We start from the raw sequence: 17,974 nt of genomic DNA on the forward strand, positions 1-17,974 counted from the left end.
ATGTCGCTCAGGCGAATTGCCGGAGGAAGCGCAGATCGTTCTCGAAAAACATGCGCAGGTCGCCGATGCCGTACTTGAGCATGGCGATGCGCTCCACCCCGAGGCCGAAGGCGAAGCCGGTGTAGACTTCCGGGTCGTACCCGACCTTCTCGAACACGGCCGGGTCGACCATGCCGCAGCCCAGGATCTCCACCCAGCCCGTCTCCTTGCACACGCGGCAGGGCTCGCCGTTCACGCGGCCCTTGCCGCCGCAGATGACGCAGCTGATGTCCACCTCGGCGCTGGGCTCCGTGAAGGGGAAGAAGCTCGGCCGGAAGCGGACCTTGGTGTCATGGCTGAACACGGTCTGGACAAAGGCCGTGAGGATGCCGCGCAGGTCGGCCATGGTCACGTTCGTGTCCACGAGCAGCCCTTCGACCTGATGGAACATGGGGGTGTGCGTGATGTCCGAGTCGCGGCGGTAGACCTTGCCCGGCGCGACAACGCCCAGAGGCGGTTTGCGGGCCAGCATGGTCCGCACCTGCAGGGGCGAGGTATGGGTGCGAAGCAGGATGGAGTCGGAAATGTAGAGGGTGTCCTGCATGTCCCGGGCGGGGTGCTCGGGCGGGAGGTTCAGGGCCTCGAAGTTGTTGAAGTCGTTCTCGACCTCGGGACCGGACACGACCTCGAAACCCAGGCCGGTGAAGACCGCGCAGATCTCGCGGGTCACGCGGGTCACGGGGTGCAGGGAACCCAGGTCCGGCTGCCAGGACGGGAACGAGGGGTCGAAGGCGCCCAGGGCCTTCTCCTGTTCGCGCGCCTTGAGGGCGGCCAGCCGATCCTCCCACAGGGAGGTCATTGCGGTCTTGACCTGGTTGGCGGCCTTGCCTGCGGCCGGGCGTTCCTCGGGCGAAAGCGCCGTCAGCCCGGACATGAGGTCGGCCAGGAGGCCCTTGCGGCCAAGAAAGCGGACGCGCAGTTCCTCCAACTCTTCCAATGAAGAAGCCTGGCCCAGGGCTTCAGTCAGCTCCGGGACCAGGCTTTCCAGCTTGCAAGTGATATCGTGAGCCACTAGTTCGCCTTGGATTTTACCATTTCACACAGCTTGGCGAAGGCGTCCTTTTCATAGACAGCCATGTCGGCCAGGGCCTTACGGTTGAGATTGATCTCGGCGAGCTTCAGGCCGTGCATGAAGCGGTTGTAGGTCAGGCCGTACTGGCGCACGCCGGCGTTGATGCGCACGATCCACAGCTTGCGGAAGGCTCTCTTCTTCTGCTTCCGGTCGCGGTAGGCGAAACATAAGGCGCGCTCGACGGTTTCGCGGGCGGTGCGGTACAGGACTCTGCGGCCTGCGCGGTAGCCCTTGGCAAGGGTCAGAAACTTCTTGTGCCTTCTGTGGGCTGTTTTTCCTCTTTTGACTCTCATGGTGTTCTCCTTTCAATGTCAGGCATAGTGGGAAAAGACTATGCGCTGAGCTGAGGCTCCGGCCCGATGCCGGAAACTAGAAAATGTACGGGACCAAGCGGCGAATGGCGGCAACACAGGACTGGGCAGCCGTGGTGGACTGACGCAGCTGTCTTTTGCGCTTCGCGGATTTCTTGGTCAGGATGTGGCGCATGTTGGCATGGCTTCTCTTCACCTTGCCGCTGCCCGTGACCTGAAAACGCTTGGCTGCACTTCTGTTGGTCTTGACCTTTGACATAGTTCCTCCTCGGACGACTCGTATGGCCGCGTGAGCGGCCGGCAATACTGCTCCCTCCCGCCAAAACGGCGGGAAATTTTTCTTTGGGGGCGGGAAGGGAGCCTATTTCTTGGGAAGCCCTGCCAGCAGCAGGAACATGGTCCGGCCTTCGACACGGGAAGTCTGCTCGACCTTGGCCACATCGGCGAGCATTTCGACCACCCGGTCCAGGATGACCTGTCCGCGATCCTTGTGCGCCATCTCGCGCCCACGGAAAAAGACCGTGACCTTGCAACGGTCCCCGTCTTCGATGAAGCGGCGGATGTGCTTGACCTTGGTCATCAGGTCGTGGTCGTCGGTGTGCGGCCGGAACTTGATTTCCTTGACCTGAATCTGGGTCTGGCGCTTCTTGGCTTCCTGGGACTTCTTCTTTTCCTCGTAGAGATACTTGCCGTAGTCCATGATCTTGCAGACCGGCGGCTTGGCGTTTGGCGCCACCTCGACCAGGTCAAGACCCAATTGTTCGGCACGTTCCAGAGCCTCGGGCACGCTCATGATGCCCAACTGGTTCCCGTCATCTCCTACAACCCGGATTTCCTTGGCCCTGATTTGCTTGTTCCGGCGGGCCTTAGCAGCTGAAAGAATATCTCATTCCTCCATTTTTAAAGGGTTTCTCGCACTCTTCCCGCAACAGGGCGGCGAAGGCATTGATGGGCATGGCACCCAGATTGGTGCCGCCGAGCGCGCGCACATTGACGCTGGCCTGCTCGACTTCCTGATCACCGATGACAAGTGCGTACGGAATCTTCTCCAGCTGGGCCTCGCGCACCTTGTACCCGAGCTTCTCGTTGCGCAGATCCAGTTCCACGCGCACCCCTTCGCGCCGCAACGCTTCCTGGCACGAACGGGCAAATTCGTTGTGGCTGTCGGTCACGGTCAGGATGCGGGCCTGCACGGGCGCGAGCCAAGCCGGGAAGGCCCCGGCGAAATGTTCCGTGAGGATGCCGATGAACCGCTCCACCGACCCCATGATGGCGCGGTGCACCATGACAGGCCGGTGCCGTTCGCCATCTTCGCCCACGTATACCAAGTCGAAACGATCCGGCAAGGTGAAATCGACCTGGATGGTCGAGCACTGCCACAGGCGGCCCAGGCAGTCGCGCAGCTTGACGTCGATCTTGGGTCCGTAGAAGGCGCCGTCGCCCTCGTTGATGGCGTAGGGCAGGCCCATTTCGTTCATGGCGTCCATGAGGGCGGCCGTCGCCCGCTCCCAGTCCTCGTCGGAGCCGATAGACTTCTCGGGGCGGGTGCTAATCTCCATGGTGTATTCGAACCCGAACACGCCCATGAGGTCCTGGATCCAGGCCATGACACCCTTGATCTCGTCCTGGAGCTGATCCGGACGGCAGATGATGTGGGCGTCGTCCTGGGTGAACTGGCGCACGCGCATGAGGCCGTGCAGCACGCCCGAAAGCTCGTGGCGGTGCACCACGCCGAACTCGAAGAGGCGCACGGGCAGGTCGCGGTAGCTGCGCTGGCTCGTGTTGTAGATGAGCATGTGCGCCACGCAGTTCATGGGCTTCACGCCGTAGGGGACCTCGTCGATCTCCGTGAAGTACATGTTCTCACGGTAGTTGGCGTAGTGCCCGGAGGTCTCCCACAGGTCGCGCTTCAAAATTTGGGGGGTGCGCACGATGCCGTAGCCGCGGCGGATCATTTCCTTGTTCACGAAATCTTCGAGGATGGTCCGCAACAGGCCGCCCTTGGGGTGCCAGTAGGCCATGCCCGCGCCGCCACGTTCGTGGAAGCTGAAAAGGTCGAGCTGGGGGCCGAGCTTGCGGTGGTCGCGCTTCTTGGCCTCCTCGATCATGGCCAGGTGGGCCTTCAGGTCCTTGGGAGTGGCGAAGGCCGTACCGTAGATGCGCTGCAGCATGGGGCGGGAGGAATCGCCGCGCCAGTAGGCGCCGGCCACGGAGGTCAGCTTCACGGCCTGCAGGAAACCCGTGGAGGGCAGGTGCGGGCCACGGCAGAGGTCGGCGAAGTCGCCGTGGCGGTACACGGACACGCGGTCCGCGCCGAGGTCGTCGATGATTTCGAGCTTGTAGGTTTCACCCATGGAGGCGAACAGGGCCTTGGCCTCACTCGCGCTCATCTCCTCGCGGGAGAAGGGGCGGTTGGCGGCCACGGACGCGCGCATGCGCTCCTCGATCTGCTCCAGGTCCTCGGGAGTGAAAGGGCGCTCGTAATCGAAATCGTAGTAGAAGCCGTTTTCGATGTCCGGGCCGATGGTGACCTTGGCGGAAGGGAAAAGCTCCTTCACGGCCTCGGCCATGACGTGGGCGGCGCTGTGGCGCAGGACGGCCAGGCCCTTGGGGGTTTCGAGGAACACGGGCTCCAGGGTCGCGGTCCCGGCCGGCACGGTCTGCGCCAGATCGACGAGGATTCCGTCGCATTCGCACGCAACCACGGATTTCATCTTCTTGCCGGAAAGCACGCCGCGCAGCGCGTCGGCGCAGGTCTGCCCCGCCTGGATCTCGATGTCCTGTCCCTGAATCTGAGCCATATGCCTTGCCTCACAAACACGATAGGGAGGCTTGAGCCTCCCTATGAGTTCTTTTTTGGTAGGCGCGAGGAGGGTCGAACTCCTGACCCCTTGCACGTCAAGCAAGTGCTCTCCCACTGAGCTACGCGCCTAAATGGAGAGCCGCATATATCCCCGCATTTGCGAGCATGTCAACACTCTTTTTTCACGTCTTGCGATTTTTTTTCGGAACTGCCATCGCAGGCCCACCGGTCAACATCCACGGAGCCGCAATGAACCCATATCTCATCATCGTCCTCTCCTCCGTCATCCTGGGCGCAGGCTGGAGCCTCTTCCTTGAGTGGCTCAACCTCCAATCCCTCGCCCCGTCCGCCCCACCTCTGCTCGCCGACGTCCACGACCCGCAGGCCTACCGCCGCTCCCAGGACTACGCCCGCGCCCGCGGCGCATGGGACATGATCGAGCAGACCGTAGGCACGGCGGCCACCCTGGCCTTCATCCTGGCGGGGGGCTTTCCCCTGGCCGACCGACTGGCCCGCATCGGCGACAGCGACATCCTGACAGGACTGGCCTTCTTCTGCCTGCTCTTCGCCGGCTCGGAACTGCTGGGGTTGCCCTTCTCCATATATAGGACCTTTGTGCTCGAGGCCCGCTTCGGCTTCAACACCACCACGCCAGGCACCTTCATTCTGGACAGGCTCAAGGGGTACCTCCTGGCCGCCGCCCTGGGCCTGACCCTGCTGGCCGCGGTGCTCTGGCTCTTCTCGTCCTTCGGTCCATGGGCCTGGACGCTGTGCTGGGCGGTCACGACGATCTTCTCCGTTGCCCTGACCTTCCTCGCGCCTTCCCTGATCATGCCCCTCTTCAACACCTTCACGCCCCTCGAGGACCGCAATCTGCTGGACAGGCTGCGGGACCTGGCCCGGCGCACGGGTTTCGACCTCGGCGGCGTCTTCGTCATGGACGGATCAAAGCGGTCCACCAAGGCCAACGCCTTCTTCACGGGCCTGGGACGCACCAAGCGCATCGCCCTCTACGACACGCTGCTGGCGGCCCATGAGGCCGACGAGATCGAGGCCATCCTGGCCCACGAAATCGGACACTACCGCCTGGGGCACATCACCAGGGGGCTCGTCCTGTCCATCCTGCAGACGGGGTTGCTCCTCACCCTGATGGGCCAGGCGATCACCCTGCCGGGACTGTACGAGGCCTTCGGCATGACCGCCATGCCCGTGCACGCGGGCCTGGTCTTCTTCCTCCTGCTGTATTCCCCGGTGTCGCTGGTGCTGACACCATTCTTCGCCGGGCTCTCGCGCCGCCGCGAATTCGAGGCCGACAGCTTCGCCGCGGCGCACCTCCCCTCGCCCGAGCCCCTGGTCCGCGCCCTGAAGAAGATATCCAGCCAGAGCCTGGCCAACCTCACCCCGCACCCCTGGTACGTCTTCTTTCATTACAGCCATCCCCCGCTGGGCGCGAGGATCGCGGCCCTGGCAGACTCCGGCAAATCCGCGCGCAAGTGACGGCCGTCTTTGCAATTCCGCCGATTTCGGCTATCCACGCTGCCATGCACTCCACCCCAAGCCAGGCGCGCACCGTGAATGACACGACACCCTGCATCCTGATCGTCGACGACGAACCGCTGAACATCAAGCTGCTCGACATCGTGCTTACCAAAGGCGGCTACCGCACCATTTCGGCCACCAGCGGACCGGCCGCGCGCGCCGCGGCCCTGGAGCAGTCGCCGGACCTCATCCTCCTCGACGTGCTCATGCCCGGCGAGGACGGTTACGTCACCTGCGAACTGCTCAAGCACGACCCCCGGACCTCGGACATCCCCGTCATCTTCATCTCGGCCCTGACGGACACTTCCAGCAAGGTCCGCGGCCTGGAAGTCGGCGGCGTGGACTTCGTGTCCAAACCCTTCGAGAAGGCCGAGGTCCTGGCGCGGGTCAAGGTGCACCTCAAGCTGCGGCTGACCTACAAGGCCCTGATCGAAGCCCAGGCCCAGCGCCTGGCCCAGGTCCAGGACGCCCAGCAGGCCCTCCTGGTCCAGCCCGGCGACCTGCCCGAGGCGGGTTTCGCCGTGCACTTCGAGCCAGTCCTGGAGGCGGGTGGCGACTTCTACGACGTTCTGCGCGTGGGCGGCGCGTCCTTCGACTACATCGTGGCCGATGTCAGCGGGCACGACCTGGGCACGTCCTACGTGACCTCGGCCCTGAAGGCCCTCTTCAGCCAGAACTGCAACGTGGTCACCTCCCCGTCCGAGAGCCTGACCATGATCAACAGCGTCCTGTGCCGCATCCTGACCGGCGGCACCCACATCACGGCGGGGTTCGCCCGCCTGAACCGCGAACAGCGCACCCTGCACTACGTCAACGCCGCCCACCCCGCCCCGGTCCTGCTGCGCGCCGACGGCGGCGTGGAGACCCTCCAGGCCACGGGGGACCTGCTCGGCGTGTTCGACTCGGTCCTGTTCGAAGCCCTGTCCATTCCCGTGAACCCGGGCGACCGGCTCTTCATGTACACCGACGGACTCATCGAGGGCTTCGGCGACGAAAAGATGACCCGGGAGGAAGGCCTGGAACGCCTTACCGCGACCTGCGCCGCCCATCGCGGCCTGCCAATGGCCCGGGCCGTGGAGGCAATCCACGCCGCCCTCGTTCCCCCCGGCGCGCCGCGCGGGGACGACACCATCCTGCTGGCCCTGGAGGTCTGAACATGTTCGACTTCACGCCCCTGCACCACGGCTTCGATCTGGAGATGGACACGGACCTGAGCAACGTCGACCTCTGCGTGGAGCGCATCCGGCTCTTCCTGGAGGAGCGCGGGGAGCAGGGACACCTCTTCGCCGTCTCCCTCCTGGCGAGGGAGGCCCTAAACAACGCCATGATCCACGGCAACGGACTGGACCCGGCCAAGCGGGTATCCTTCAGGTTCACCGCCACGGACGGAGGGTACGATCTGGAAGTGGAGGACCAGGGACCGGGCTTCGACTGGCAGGGACACATGCAGGTCAGCAGCGGCGTCGACGACATCCGCGGGCGGGGGCACGAAATCTACCGCAACTACGCCCGCGCCGTCAGTTACAACGACCGGGGCAACGCCCTGAGACTTGAATACCGGAGGGAGTGATGCACAGCTTTCAGGTGGAGACCGACGCCAGGGAGGTGATGATCGACATCACCGGCCGCCTGGAGGAACTGCTGCGGGAGTCCGGCGCGCAGTCCGGGCTCATGACGGTCTACACGCCGCACACGACAACGGGCCTGACCATCAACGAAGGGGCCGACCCCGACGTTTGCCGGGACATCCTGGCCCATCTGCGGGTCATGGTGCCGAGGCACGCGGGCTTCCGCCACGCCGAAGGGAACTCCGACGCGCACATCAAGGCCACGCTCCTGGGCTCGTCGGTGCAGATCATCGTCGAGCGGGGGCGACTCGTGCTCGGGACCTGGCAGCACGTCTTCCTCGGGGAGTTCGACGGGCCCCGCAGGCGCACCCTCCAGGTCACGATCCTGTCCTGACCCTCACTCCTCGCGCAAAGGTCGCGTCATCAGCTCGCGCACGGCTTCGGCCGGGTTCTTGCCCTCGAAGAGCACCGCATGCACCTGCCCGGTGATGGGCAGCTCGATGCCGAGCTTGCGGCCCAGGGCGAACACGGCTTCCGTCGTCTTGACCCCTTCGGCCACGTTGTGCATGCCCCCCAGGATCTCGTCGAGGGTCTGCCCGCGGCCGATGGCCAGACCGACGCGGCGGTTGCGGCTCAGGTCGCCCGTGCAGGTCAGGACCAGGTCACCCATGCCCGAGAGGCCCATGAAGGTGGCGGAGTTGGCGCCCAGGGCCGCGCCCAGGCGCGACATCTCGGACAGGCCGCGGGTGATGAGGGCCGCGCGCGCGTTCTGGCCGAAGCCCAGGCCATCGGAGATGCCCGAGGCGATGGCCATGATGTTCTTGACCGCCCCGCCCAGCTCCACGCCCGTGACGTCGGCGTTGACGTAGACGCGGAAGGTCTCGGTGGAAAAGAGGGTCTGCACCCGGTCGGCCAGATCCGCATCCGCGCAGCCCAGGGTCACGGCCGTGGGCAGGCCCGCCACAACCTCCGTGGCGAAGGACGGTCCCGAAAGCACCGCGTACCGGGGATCAAGGCCGGCAAGCTCGGCCGCGACCACCTGGCCCATGGTGCGGAACGTCCCCAGCTCCACGCCCTTGCTGGCGCAGACGAAACCGGCGCCCGCGGGGAACAGCGCCCTGTTTTCGCGCAGGAAAGCGCCCAGGTTCTGGCACGGCACGGCCAGCACGACGCACCGGGCGTCCTTGAGCACGGCCGCCAGGTCCGCGCTGGCCCGCAGGTCCCGGCACAAGGCCTGCCCCGGGAGATAGCGGGAGTTGGTGCCGGACTCGACGATTTCCCGCGCCGCGTCTTCCCTGCGCGTCCACAGGCACGCGTCCTCCCCTTTCCGGGCCAGCACGTTGGCCAGGGCCGTGCCCCAGCTTCCTCCTCCAAGCACCGCGACGTTCACGCAACCCTCCAGGTTTCCTCGATGTCGGCAAGACGGCACTATCGAGGATGCGCCCGTTTCTGTAAAGGGTCCTCTTGTCAGCATATGGCGAAACGGGTAAGGAGCGACCTCGAAACATGACCGGAAGCCTCCGGCGCAACACGAGGAATAGCCGTGCATTTCACCCAGACCGAACACGAAATCCTACGCATCGTCCAGGACACCCTGCCCGACAGCGCCACCCCCTACGCGGACATCGCCCGCCAGGCCGGCGGCACCGAGGAGGAAGTCCTCGAACTGCTCAAGAAACTGAAGAAAGGCGGCCAGATCCGCCGCTTCGGCGCCACCCTGCGCCATCAGCAGGCCGGGTACGGCTTCAACGCCATGGTCGCCTGGTACATCGAGGAGGGCTTCGACCCTGACGAGGTGGGCCGCATCATGGCCCGGCGCCCGGAGATTTCCCACTGCTACCTGCGCCCCAACTGCATGGACTGGCCCTACGACATGTACACCATGATCCACGGCAAGAGCCGCGACGACTGCATGCAGGTCGTGCGCGAGCTCGTGGAGCAGACCGGCGTGACGCAGTACGAAATGCTCTTCAGCATCAAGGAGCTGAAGAAGACGTCCATGGAATATTTTTAGCCCCGCATTTGGAGAAAGCCCCATGACCAGATCCCAGGAACTCTTCGAGAAAGCCCAGACCCTCATCCCCGGCGGCGTGAACAGCCCCGTGCGCGCCTGCCGCAGCGTCAGTTGCGACCCGCTCTTCATCGCCAGGGCCTCGGGCAGCAAACTCGTGACCGAGGACGGACAGGAGCTGATCGACTACGTCATGTCCTGGGGCCCCATGCTTCTGGGACACAACCATCCCGACGTGGCCGCGGCCATCGCCGCCACGGCCCAGGGCGGCACGAGCTTCGGCGCGCCGTGCCGCCTGGAGGTCGAACTGGCCCAGGCCGTGGTGGACGCGGTGCCGGGCATCGACATGGTCCGCATGGTCAGCTCGGGCACCGAGGCGACCATGAGCGCCCTGCGCCTGGCCCGGGGGTACACGGGCCGAAACGGCGTGATAAAATTTCACGGCGGCTATCACGGCCATGCCGACGCCTTCCTGGCCAGCGCCGGCTCGGGCGTGGCCACGCAGTCCATCCCCGGTACGCCCGGCGTGCCCCAGGACGTGGTCAAGCACACCCTCCTGGCCCACTACAACGATCTGGACGCCGTCAAAACCCTGTTCGCGAACCACGGCCACGACATCGCGGCGGTCATCGTCGAGCCCGTAGCCGGCAACATGGGGATGGTCCTGCCCAAGCCCGGATTCCTGGAAGGTCTGCGCGAACTGACCCGGGCCTACGGCGCGCTGCTGATCTTCGACGAGGTCATAACGGGCTTCCGCGTGGCCTTCGGCGGCGCCCAGCAGGCCTTCGGCATCGACCCCGACCTGACCTGCCTGGGCAAGATCATCGGCGGCGGCCTGCCCGTGGGCGCCTACGGCGGCAAGCGCGAGATCATGAGCCACATCGCGCCCAGCGGCACCGTCTACCAGGCCGGCACCCTCTCGGGGAACCCGTTGGCCATGGCCGCGGGCCTGGCCACCCTGAAGGCCCTGGCGTCCCGCGACTACGCGGCCCTGGCCGTTCGCACCGAGGCCTTTTCGCGGGAACTCGAGAACATTTTGCACAGCAAGGGCGTCCCGGTCACGCGCAACCACATCGCCTCCATCTTCACCCTGTTCTTCACCGAAACGCCGGTGACGGACTTCCCATCGGCCCAGACGGCCGACAGCGGACTTTTCGTCTCCTACTACCAGCAGATGCGCGCGCAGGGCATCTATCTTGCACCGTCCGGTTACGAATGCGCCTTCACGTCCTTCGCCCACAGCGACGAAGACCTGGAACGCACCTTGGACGCCGCGAAGAGGGTCAGGTTCTGAAGTGGAACCCAATTTCTCGGCATCCTTGACTGAAGACCAAGACCGTCGATATAAACGTCCCAGCTTGTGCTTTTTGTAACGTTTCTTTCTGGAGGTAGAAAGAGGATGAAAAAATCACTGTTGTTGAGCCTGATCTGCGCGGCGCTCCTGTCCCTGATCGCCGCCCCGGTCCTGTTCGCCGCCGACGCCCCCAAGGATGACTACGTCATCAAGGCCCCCGAAGGCATGAAGACCAAGGAAAAGGACGGCAAGCCCGGCGCTCTGCAGAAGTCCGTTGCCTTCCCGCACTCCAAGCACGCCGCCGTGGAGTGCAAGGAATGTCACCACACCCTTGACGCCGACGGCGGCAAGGTCAAGCAGTGCACGTCCGCCGGCTGTCACGACTCTCTGGAGGCTCGTGGCAAGGATAACGCCAAGGACGTCAAGCTGGTTGAGAACGCCTTCCACACTCAGTGCATCGAGTGCCACAAGGCTCTGAAGAAGGAAAACAAGCCCACCGGCCCCACCGCCTGTGGCAAGTGTCACACCAAGTAGGGTAGCACCCGAAATTTCGATCAGCACAAGCAAAGGCCGGCCTTTGGTTCGCCCCTGCCGCAGACCCTGCGGCAGGGGCTTTTTTTTCGGCGGGAAATCGGATAGCCCGCACCGTACATTGCCCTTGCCGACGCTTCCTGCTAGGAAATGCCGATGCCCCAACGTCAAGAAAGGATCTCGCCATGAACACACCGCACAACCCGACGGACGACATCTTGGAACTCACGGACATCGTGGAGGAAGGAGCGCCCGAGGCGCCGGGCCTCGACTTCGCCATGGACAGGGCGGTGGACGCCAGAAGCCTGGACGAGGAACTCGACAACCTCCTGCGCGACACGGACTCCACGCTGAAGGCAGTCCATGCGGGCGAAACGGACATTCCTTTCGACACGCTCCCTGCCGAAAGCCGGCAGGCCGGCGTGACCAGGGCCGCGCAGTCGGCATCGCCGCAGGCGGACCTCTCCGACCTGGATGATCTTTTCGGCTCGCTACAGCTCGACGACGCCAACTCGACTCAGGACTCCCTGGACATGCTCCTGGACGAAAAGTCGCAGGGACAGGCTGTCGCGACGGATATTCCCGCAACCGAAGAGATCATCGATCTCGACCTCGAGGTCCCCGGACTCGACGCCGACGACTCGGCCCCGGACCTTCTGGAACTGACCGACGAACTGCTGGCCGACATCCCCGAAACCGTGCTGGTCCCGCCTGCGGACAGCCAGGCGATCAAGGCCGCGGAAGCGCCCATATTTCCCTCTCCGGAAGGCCTTGATCTCGACATCGAAACCGTGACCCCACGATTCGAGACGGCCGTCGAACTTCAGCCCGAGCCGGCGCAACCGACAGCCGCGGCTCCCGAACAGCCGGAGCCGTCCGTTTCCCAGGCCGAACTCGAAATCCTGAGCGCACGGCTGGACGCCCTGGAGGCCAGGCCCGTGCCCGAGCCGGAAATCAGGCCGGAGCAGGTGCTCGGCGCCCTGCCCGACTCCCCCGACGACCTGCCCATGACACGGGCCCTGCGCGAAGGCATCATGCAGGCCGTGGACGACAGGCTCGCCGCAGCGGCTTCGAACCCGGAACTGGCGAATCTCCGCCAAGCCGCCACGGAGCTCTCGGCACGCATCGCGGCCCTGGAGACCCGGCCGGAACCGAGCGTGAAAATCAGCCCGGAACAGGTGCTGGCCGCGCTGCCCGACTCCCCCGATGACCTGCCCATGGCCCGGACCCTGCGCGACGGCATCATGCAGGCCGTGGACGACAGGCTCGCCGCAGCGGCTTCGAACCCGGAGCTGGCGGATCTCCGCCAAGGCGCCACGGAGCTCTCGGCACGCATCGCGGACCTGGAGACCCGGCCGGAACCGACCGTGGAAATCAGCCCGGAGCAGGTGCTGACCGCGCTGCCCGACTCTCCCGATGCCCTGCCCCTGGCCCGGGCCCTGCGCGACGAGATTCTCGCCACCGTTGAGGCGAAGTCCGCCCTCATGGTGCAGCCCGAAGAAACGGCCAAGCTGCAGCAGGACCTCCTCGCCATGCAGAATCAGATCGACGCCATGCCGGAAATCCTGGCCAAGCTGGCTTCGACGACCGCACCGGCGCTGCAGGAACTGGAAAGCGGGCTCGGCGCCCTGCGCACCATGGCCCAGGGGCTGGAACAGAGCCTAGCCGGCGTACAGGCGGCCATAGCCCGCAAGGACGCCGACCTGGCCGACCTGCGCGAAGGCGAGGAGCGGCTGCGTGAGGAGATCGAGGCCCTGGCCGCCAGGCTGGAGGCAATGCCCGCCCCGGACGCACTCAAGACCGAGCTTGAAGCGCATGTCCGGCAACAGGTGCCCGCCGTTGTGGGGCGCGTCATCCGTGAGGAGATCCAGGCCCTGCTCAAGGAACTGGGGGCCTGACCCCGTCCGGCCGGGACGCCCCTTCGGCTCTCGACTCCCGAAAAGGGGCGTGCTAGGAATTTTGAAAACAATGAAGGGAGGGCTCCAGGGTTTTTCCTTCTTTTTTGAACCGCCCGGTTTCCCCAAAGCAGGTCGACACCATTCCCCCCGGGCGGTTTTTTTTTGTTCCCATGTTCAACCAGCGAGAAAGCCATGGACCAGATCCAAAAGCAGGCCCTGCAGGTCGCCAAGGAAATCGTCGTCAAGTTCATCGAGGTGGGACGCATCTCCCCCTCCAATTTTTCCGAATACTTCGAACCCATTTACGACGACGTGTACCGCACCGTGACCAAGACGGGCCCTGCGCCGACCACAGACAAGGACGCCTCCGTTGAATCCGAATGACCACGGGAAGCGGGTTTCCGGCCTCTTCGACAACATCGCCGCCTGGTACGATTTCCTCAATCACTTCCTGAGCGTGGGCCAGGACATCTACTGGCGCCGCCGCCTGGTACGCTGCGTCCGCCCCGGGGACACGCGCACGGCGCTGGACCTGGCCGCCGGCACCCTCGACGTGAGCCGGGAGATCCGCCGGCAGCACCCGGAACTGCGGGTACTGAGCCTGGACTTCTCGCGGGCCATGCTCTGCAAGGGCAAAAGCAAGATCGTCGGGGAACCGGCCATCCTGCCCGTCCAGGCCGACGGGCGCGCGCTGCCCCTGCCCGACGGGTGCGTGGACACCGTGACCATCGCCTTCGGCATCCGCAACATCCTGCCCAGGACCGACGCCTACCGCGAAATCCTGCGCGTGCTGGCCCCCGGCGGCCGCCTGTGCATCCTGGAGTTCGGCACGGGCAAGGCCAGGATCTGGCAGGGCCTGTACAACTTCTACCTGGGCACGGTGCTCCCGCGCATCGGCCGCTTCTTCTCCAAGAGCCCAGAGGCCTACCAATACCTGGCCGACACCATCCTGGCCTTTCCTGATGCCCGGGCCCTGGCCGGCGAACTCGCCGGAGCCGGCTTCGACCAGGTCGGCTATGAGGCCCTCAGCTCCGGGATCGTGTACATCCATGTGGCCAGGAAGCCGGAGTGAACGCACCCCGGAAGGCCTGCCCGCAAACCCCAATAATCCGCTTGAAGCATAAAGAATCATGATCACCTTCGACGACATCGCATCCGGCGCAACCCCCGTTGCCGTGGTGGGGCTCGGCTATGTGGGCCTGCCCCTGGCCGTGGCCCTTGGAGACCACTTTCGCGTCATCGGCTTCGACATCTCCAGCCGACGCATCGAGGAACTGCGCAGCGGCCAGGACTCCACCCGCGAGGTGGAACCCGCCCGGCTGACCACGGCCCGGGTCGACTACGCCGACGACCCCGCACGCCTGCGCGAGGCGGGCGTCGTCGTCGTGGCCGTGCCCACGCCCATCGACGGCAACCGCAAGCCGGACCTGCGGCCCGTTGTCGGGGCCAGCTCCACGGTGGGCGAGAACCTGCGCCCCGGCAGCATCGTGGTCTACGAGTCCACGGTCTACCCCGGCCTGACCGAGGAGATCTGCGTGCCCCTGCTGGAGCAGAAATCCGGCCTGAAGTGCGGCCGCGACTTCACCGTGGGATATTCCCCGGAGCGCATCAACCCCGGCGACCGCGTGCACACCCTGGAAAGCATCGTCAAGGTCGTGGCTGGCCAGGACCAGCTCACGGCGGACCTCCTGGCCCGCTTCTACGGCACGGTGGTCAAGGCAGGCGTGCACCGCGCGTCGAGCATCAAGGTGGCCGAGGCCGCCAAGGTCATCGAAAACACCCAGCGCGACCTGAACATCGCCCTCATGAACGAGCTGGCGCTCATTTTCGACCGCATGGACATCGACACGAACGAGGTCCTGCGGGCCGCGGGCACCAAATGGAACTTCCTGCCCTTCCGGCCGGGCCTGGTTGGCGGGCACTGCATCGGCGTGGACCCGTACTACCTGACCTTCAAGGCCGAATCCATCGGCTTCCACCCCCAGGTCATCCTGGCCGGGCGCCGCATCAACGACGGCATGGGCAAGTTCGTGGCCGAGAAAACCATCAAGGCCATGATCAGCGCCGGCTGCCAGATCAAGGGCGCGCGCGTGGGCCTGCTGGGCCTGACCTTCAAGGAGGACGTGCCGGACCTGCGCAACAGCCGCGTGGAGGACATCGTCCACGAACTGTCCGACTACCACGTGGAGGTCCTGGTCCACGACCCGTTGGCAGACGCCGCCGAGGCCAAGGACGAGTACGGCGTGGACCTGCTCCCCCTTGACGCCATGAAGGACCTCGACGCCGTCATCCTCGCGGTCTCCCACGCCCAGTTCGCGTCACTCGACGCCGAACGCCTGGCGGGCATGTTCAGAAACCCTGGCGCCGGGATAATCATCGATGTCAAGGGGTTCCTCAACAGGGACGCCCTGTCGCGCCGCTTCACGTACTGGCGGCTGTAGGCGGGCGCGGCGACGATGATCATCCTGGCTTGCGCGACGGAGCTTGAATGCCGTCACGTCATGACCCGAACGGGACGCAAACCGGACGGGGACACGCGATTCGACTTCGCGGGCCTCGACTTCCTGGCCTGCGTGACGGGCGTAGGTCCGGTGGCCGCGGCCCTGCGCGCGGGCGAGCTTCTGGAGCGCCACCCCGCGGCGGCCGGCATCGTCAACCTGGGCATCTGCGGGAGCTTCGACCCGCGTGCATCTCTGGGCGCTATCTGCGTGGCCAGCGCCGAGATCTGGCCCGAATACGGCGTGCACAGCTCGGACGGGGCCGAGGAGCCCTTCGGTTTTCAGATGCTTCAGGACCTGCCGCTGCCCCAAGTCAACCGCCTGGAGCTCGACCCGTCGGCCGCAGCCCGCAGCATGGGCCTGCGGCTCCCCGAAAGCTGGCCGTGCGGCACGAGCCTGACTGTGGCGGGCGTGACGGGCGACCCGCAACGCGCGGCGATCCTCCTGGCCCGCTACGACGCCGCCACGGAGAACATGGAGGGCTTTGGCCTGGCCCTGGCCGCGCGGCGTAAGGGCATACCCTTTCTTGAAGCGCGGACCGTCTCCAATCCCGTCGGCGTGCGCGACAAGGCGCGCTGGAACTTCCGCCTGGCCCTGGACTCTCTGGAGTCCGTCCTGCCGACCCTGACCGGAGCTGCCGCATGAACCCGCTTTCCGTGGCCATCTCTCCCTGCCCCAACGACACCTTCATTTTCGGAGCATGGGTGCTGGGCCTCTCGCCCGCCCCCGCCGGCCGGGACAGCCGTTTTTTCTGGCACGACGTACAGGAGCTCAACCAGGGCGCACTGAGCGGCGCGTGGGATGTCGTCAAGGTCAGCGCCGCCGCGGCCCTGCGACTGCAGGACAGGTACGCCATCCTGCCCTGCGGCGGAGCCTTCGGCCTGGAGCACGGCCCCAAGCTCGTCACCCGTGAGGGTTTCCGCGGCGAGCCCCGCCGGATCGCCGTCCCCGGCCTGGACACCACGGCCATGCGCGTCCTGAACGCGGCATTGCACGGGAACTTCACGCCGGTGCCCATGATCTTCCACGCCATCGTCGACGCCGTGCAGGCCGGCGAGGTCGATGCGGGGCTGCTGATCCACGAAACGGCGCTGGTCTACGACCGGTACGGTCTGGCCCTGCACACGGACCTCGGTCAGTGGTGGCGCAAGGAGACCGGGGGCCTGCCCCTGCCCTTGGGCTGCATCGTGGCGAAACGGGAGCTCGGCGACAGCGTCCACGCGGCCCTGGCCGACGGCATCCGCGCGAGCATCCTGCACGCCCGGTCGGACAGGCCGTCGGTCATGCCTTTCATCGCAGCCATGGCCAGAGAGCTTGACGAGGCCACGCTCGAACAACATATTGCCGCCTACGTGAACGACTTCAGTCTGGACATGGGGCCAGACGGCCAGGCCGCCCTCAACTTGCTGCAAACATTCCGGGATCTGTCATGAACGACGCCTTCGCCCAACTCAAGGTCGCCTTCCTCAAGGAGCTTCCGGCCATCAACGCCGCCATCCTGCGGGAGATAGACGCCCTGCACCCGCTGGTCCGGCCCGTGGCCGCGCACGTCATGGACGCCGGCGGCAAGCGCCTGCGGCCCATGCTGACCGTCCTCTTCGCCCGCGCCCTGAATTTCAGGGGCGACGACCTGTACACCCTGGCCAGCTCTCTGGAATTCCTGCATTCGGCCACCCTGATGCACGACGACATCCTGGACAACGCCGACCTGCGCCGCGGCCGGCAGGCCGCCCACATGCGCTTCGGCGTCACCCCGACCATCCTGGCCGGCGACGCCCTCCTGGCCCTGGCCAACGAAATCGTGGCCCGCACCGGGAACCCGGCCCTGACATCCTGCATCTCCAAAGCCATCATGGAGACGGCCAGCGGCGAGATCATGGAGATCGCCGCCGTGCGCAACGCGGGCTTAAGCCGGGCCGAATACCTCGAGATCATCACCGGCAAGACGGCCTACCTGATCCAGTCGGCCTGCGAGTTCGGCGCCATCGCCGCCGGGGCCTCGCAGCGCCAGTGCGTCGCGGCCAGAGCATTCGGCCTGAACCTCGGCATCGCCTTCCAGCTCGTGGACGACGCCCTGGACTACACGTCCGAGGCCGGCACCTCGGGCAAGCCCCTGGGCGGCGACCTGCGCGAGGGCAAGTTCACCCTGCCCCTGCTCCTGTACCTCGAATCCCTACCCGCAAACGAGCGTAGCATCACGGTCCGGGACCTGACCGCAGCTGACCTGCCCGTTGACAGGCAGGACCGGATCATCGCCGACATCGTGACCGGGGGCTTTGCCGGACGGACCCGCGACGAGGCCAAAACCTACCTGGCACTAGCCAGCCGGGCCCTGGACGTGCTACCCGTGTGCCTGGAAAAAAACCTCCTCGGAGCCATGATCGATTTCGTGCTGAAGCGGGACAAATAG

20 protein-coding genes and 1 tRNA gene are annotated in these 17,974 nt (G+C 65.6%); 14 read left to right on the plus strand and 7 right to left on the minus strand.

The window, feature by feature from the left end; translation table 11 throughout:
- Positions 1 to 7: 7 nt before the first annotated feature.
- The 6 genes from pheS to G394_RS0102010 all read right to left on the minus strand — a co-directional run bounded on the left by pheS (position 8) and on the right by G394_RS0102010 (position 4,354).
- Positions 8 to 1,051, minus strand: a complete 1,044-nt coding sequence (gene pheS / locus G394_RS0101985) for a phenylalanine--tRNA ligase subunit alpha (RefSeq protein WP_028576213.1) — start codon at positions 1,049 to 1,051, stop codon at positions 8 to 10.
- On the minus strand, positions 1,051 to 1,404 hold the full coding sequence (gene rplT, locus G394_RS0101990; RefSeq protein ID WP_028576214.1) for a 50S ribosomal protein L20: 354 nt from the start codon (positions 1,402 to 1,404) through the stop codon (positions 1,051 to 1,053). The genes pheS and rplT overlap by 1 nt, the downstream gene beginning before the upstream one ends.
- A gap of 76 nt (positions 1,405 to 1,480) precedes the next feature.
- The gene (gene rpmI / locus G394_RS0101995; protein ID WP_028576215.1) at positions 1,481 to 1,681 is read right to left on the minus strand and encodes a 50S ribosomal protein L35; all 201 of its coding nucleotides are present in this window, start codon (positions 1,679 to 1,681) and stop codon (positions 1,481 to 1,483) included.
- Between the two features lie 102 nt (positions 1,682 to 1,783).
- A complete protein-coding gene (gene infC, locus G394_RS0102000; RefSeq protein WP_028576216.1) occupies positions 1,784 to 2,305 on the minus strand; it encodes a translation initiation factor IF-3 in 522 nt (173 codons plus the stop codon).
- Entirely contained in the window at positions 2,289 to 4,223 is a 1,935-nt protein-coding gene (gene thrS / locus G394_RS0102005; RefSeq protein WP_028576217.1) for a threonine--tRNA ligase, read from the minus strand. Before thrS ends, infC begins: the two co-directional genes overlap by 17 nt.
- Before the next feature lie 56 nt (positions 4,224 to 4,279).
- Positions 4,280 to 4,354: transfer RNA gene (locus G394_RS0102010), tRNA-Val, on the minus strand.
- Between the two features lie 120 nt (positions 4,355 to 4,474).
- On the opposite strand from G394_RS0102010, the gene G394_RS0102015 reads away from it, so the two are divergent.
- The 4 genes from G394_RS0102015 to G394_RS0102030 all read left to right on the plus strand — a co-directional run bounded on the left by G394_RS0102015 (position 4,475) and on the right by G394_RS0102030 (position 7,726).
- Positions 4,475 to 5,722: a M48 family metallopeptidase gene (locus G394_RS0102015; RefSeq protein WP_028576218.1), complete on the plus strand. Its 1,248-nt coding sequence runs from the start codon at positions 4,475 to 4,477 to the stop codon at positions 5,720 to 5,722.
- A 74-nt stretch (positions 5,723 to 5,796) separates the two neighbouring features.
- The gene (locus G394_RS0102020) at positions 5,797 to 6,918 is read left to right on the plus strand and encodes a PP2C family protein-serine/threonine phosphatase (protein WP_028576219.1); all 1,122 of its coding nucleotides are present in this window, start codon (positions 5,797 to 5,799) and stop codon (positions 6,916 to 6,918) included.
- A gap of 2 nt (positions 6,919 to 6,920) precedes the next feature.
- Positions 6,921 to 7,334 carry an ATP-binding protein gene (locus G394_RS17580; RefSeq protein WP_028576220.1) on the plus strand — a complete coding sequence of 138 codons (414 nt, stop codon included), beginning with the start codon at positions 6,921 to 6,923 and terminating at the stop codon, positions 7,332 to 7,334.
- Positions 7,334 to 7,726, plus strand: a complete 393-nt coding sequence (locus G394_RS0102030; RefSeq protein WP_028576221.1) for a secondary thiamine-phosphate synthase enzyme YjbQ — start codon at positions 7,334 to 7,336, stop codon at positions 7,724 to 7,726. The genes G394_RS17580 and G394_RS0102030 overlap by 1 nt, the downstream gene beginning before the upstream one ends.
- Before the next feature lie 3 nt (positions 7,727 to 7,729).
- On the opposite strand, the gene G394_RS0102035 is transcribed toward G394_RS0102030, so the two are convergent.
- Entirely contained in the window at positions 7,730 to 8,722 is a 993-nt protein-coding gene (locus tag G394_RS0102035) for an NAD(P)H-dependent glycerol-3-phosphate dehydrogenase (RefSeq protein WP_028576222.1), read from the minus strand.
- Between the two features lie 153 nt (positions 8,723 to 8,875).
- Between G394_RS0102035 and ahbB the strand changes: the two genes are divergently transcribed.
- The 10 genes from ahbB (at position 8,876) to G394_RS0102085 (ending at position 17,974) form a co-directional block, all read left to right on the plus strand.
- Positions 8,876 to 9,346 carry a siroheme decarboxylase subunit beta gene (gene ahbB / locus G394_RS0102040; protein ID WP_084435218.1) on the plus strand — a complete coding sequence of 157 codons (471 nt, stop codon included), beginning with the start codon at positions 8,876 to 8,878 and terminating at the stop codon, positions 9,344 to 9,346.
- A 22-nt stretch (positions 9,347 to 9,368) separates the two neighbouring features.
- Positions 9,369 to 10,637: a glutamate-1-semialdehyde 2,1-aminomutase gene (hemL, locus tag G394_RS0102045; protein WP_028576224.1), complete on the plus strand. Its 1,269-nt coding sequence runs from the start codon at positions 9,369 to 9,371 to the stop codon at positions 10,635 to 10,637.
- Between the two features lie 105 nt (positions 10,638 to 10,742).
- Entirely contained in the window at positions 10,743 to 11,171 is a 429-nt protein-coding gene (locus G394_RS0102050) for a cytochrome c3 family protein (protein WP_028576225.1), read from the plus strand.
- Positions 11,172 to 11,353: 182 nt separating this feature from the next.
- On the plus strand, positions 11,354 to 13,066 hold the full coding sequence (locus G394_RS0102055; protein WP_028576226.1) for a hypothetical protein: 1,713 nt from the start codon (positions 11,354 to 11,356) through the stop codon (positions 13,064 to 13,066).
- A 192-nt stretch (positions 13,067 to 13,258) separates the two neighbouring features.
- Positions 13,259 to 13,450 (plus strand): hypothetical protein, encoded by a 192-nt coding sequence (locus G394_RS0102060; protein WP_028576227.1) that lies wholly within the window; start codon positions 13,259 to 13,261, stop codon positions 13,448 to 13,450.
- Positions 13,437 to 14,138: a ubiquinone/menaquinone biosynthesis methyltransferase gene (locus tag G394_RS0102065; RefSeq protein WP_028576228.1), complete on the plus strand. Its 702-nt coding sequence runs from the start codon at positions 13,437 to 13,439 to the stop codon at positions 14,136 to 14,138. The genes G394_RS0102060 and G394_RS0102065 overlap by 14 nt, the downstream gene beginning before the upstream one ends.
- 58 nt (positions 14,139 to 14,196) lie before the next feature.
- Positions 14,197 to 15,507, plus strand: a complete 1,311-nt coding sequence (locus G394_RS0102070) for a nucleotide sugar dehydrogenase (protein ID WP_028576229.1) — start codon at positions 14,197 to 14,199, stop codon at positions 15,505 to 15,507.
- A gap of 15 nt (positions 15,508 to 15,522) precedes the next feature.
- Positions 15,523 to 16,209, plus strand: coding sequence for a futalosine hydrolase (gene mqnB / locus G394_RS17585; protein ID WP_084435220.1), 687 nt, complete (start codon positions 15,523 to 15,525; stop codon positions 16,207 to 16,209).
- On the plus strand, positions 16,206 to 16,997 hold the full coding sequence (locus tag G394_RS17590) for a 1,4-dihydroxy-6-naphtoate synthase (RefSeq protein WP_043774500.1): 792 nt from the start codon (positions 16,206 to 16,208) through the stop codon (positions 16,995 to 16,997). The genes mqnB and G394_RS17590 overlap by 4 nt, the downstream gene beginning before the upstream one ends.
- Positions 16,994 to 17,974: a polyprenyl synthetase family protein gene (locus G394_RS0102085; RefSeq protein ID WP_028576230.1), complete on the plus strand. Its 981-nt coding sequence runs from the start codon at positions 16,994 to 16,996 to the stop codon at positions 17,972 to 17,974. Before G394_RS17590 ends, G394_RS0102085 begins: the two co-directional genes overlap by 4 nt.

The sequence above is a fragment of the Desulfomicrobium escambiense DSM 10707 genome, from assembly GCF_000428825.1.
Classification (GTDB): Bacteria; Desulfobacterota; Desulfovibrionia; order Desulfovibrionales; family Desulfomicrobiaceae; genus Desulfomicrobium; species Desulfomicrobium escambiense.

Coding starts and splice junctions, on each gene's coding strand:
- rplT (WP_028576214.1), bottom strand. CDS start 1,404: ATGAGAGTCAAAAGAGGAAAAACAGCCCACAGAAGGCACAAGAAGTTT.
- rpmI (WP_028576215.1), bottom strand. CDS start 1,681: ATGTCAAAGGTCAAGACCAACAGAAGTGCAGCCAAGCGTTTTCAGGTC.
- thrS (WP_028576217.1), bottom strand. CDS start 4,223: ATGGCTCAGATTCAGGGACAGGACATCGAGATCCAGGCGGGGCAGACC.
- G394_RS0102015 (WP_028576218.1), top strand. CDS start 4,475: ATGAACCCATATCTCATCATCGTCCTCTCCTCCGTCATCCTGGGCGCA.
- G394_RS17580 (WP_028576220.1), top strand. CDS start 6,921: ATGTTCGACTTCACGCCCCTGCACCACGGCTTCGATCTGGAGATGGAC.
- G394_RS0102030 (WP_028576221.1), top strand. CDS start 7,334: ATGCACAGCTTTCAGGTGGAGACCGACGCCAGGGAGGTGATGATCGAC.
- hemL (WP_028576224.1), top strand. CDS start 9,369: ATGACCAGATCCCAGGAACTCTTCGAGAAAGCCCAGACCCTCATCCCC.
- G394_RS0102050 (WP_028576225.1), top strand. CDS start 10,743: ATGAAAAAATCACTGTTGTTGAGCCTGATCTGCGCGGCGCTCCTGTCC.
- G394_RS0102055 (WP_028576226.1), top strand. CDS start 11,354: ATGAACACACCGCACAACCCGACGGACGACATCTTGGAACTCACGGAC.
- G394_RS0102060 (WP_028576227.1), top strand. CDS start 13,259: ATGGACCAGATCCAAAAGCAGGCCCTGCAGGTCGCCAAGGAAATCGTC.
- G394_RS0102070 (WP_028576229.1), top strand. CDS start 14,197: ATGATCACCTTCGACGACATCGCATCCGGCGCAACCCCCGTTGCCGTG.
- mqnB (WP_084435220.1), top strand. CDS start 15,523: ATGATCATCCTGGCTTGCGCGACGGAGCTTGAATGCCGTCACGTCATG.
- G394_RS17590 (WP_043774500.1), top strand. CDS start 16,206: ATGAACCCGCTTTCCGTGGCCATCTCTCCCTGCCCCAACGACACCTTC.
- G394_RS0102085 (WP_028576230.1), top strand. CDS start 16,994: ATGAACGACGCCTTCGCCCAACTCAAGGTCGCCTTCCTCAAGGAGCTT.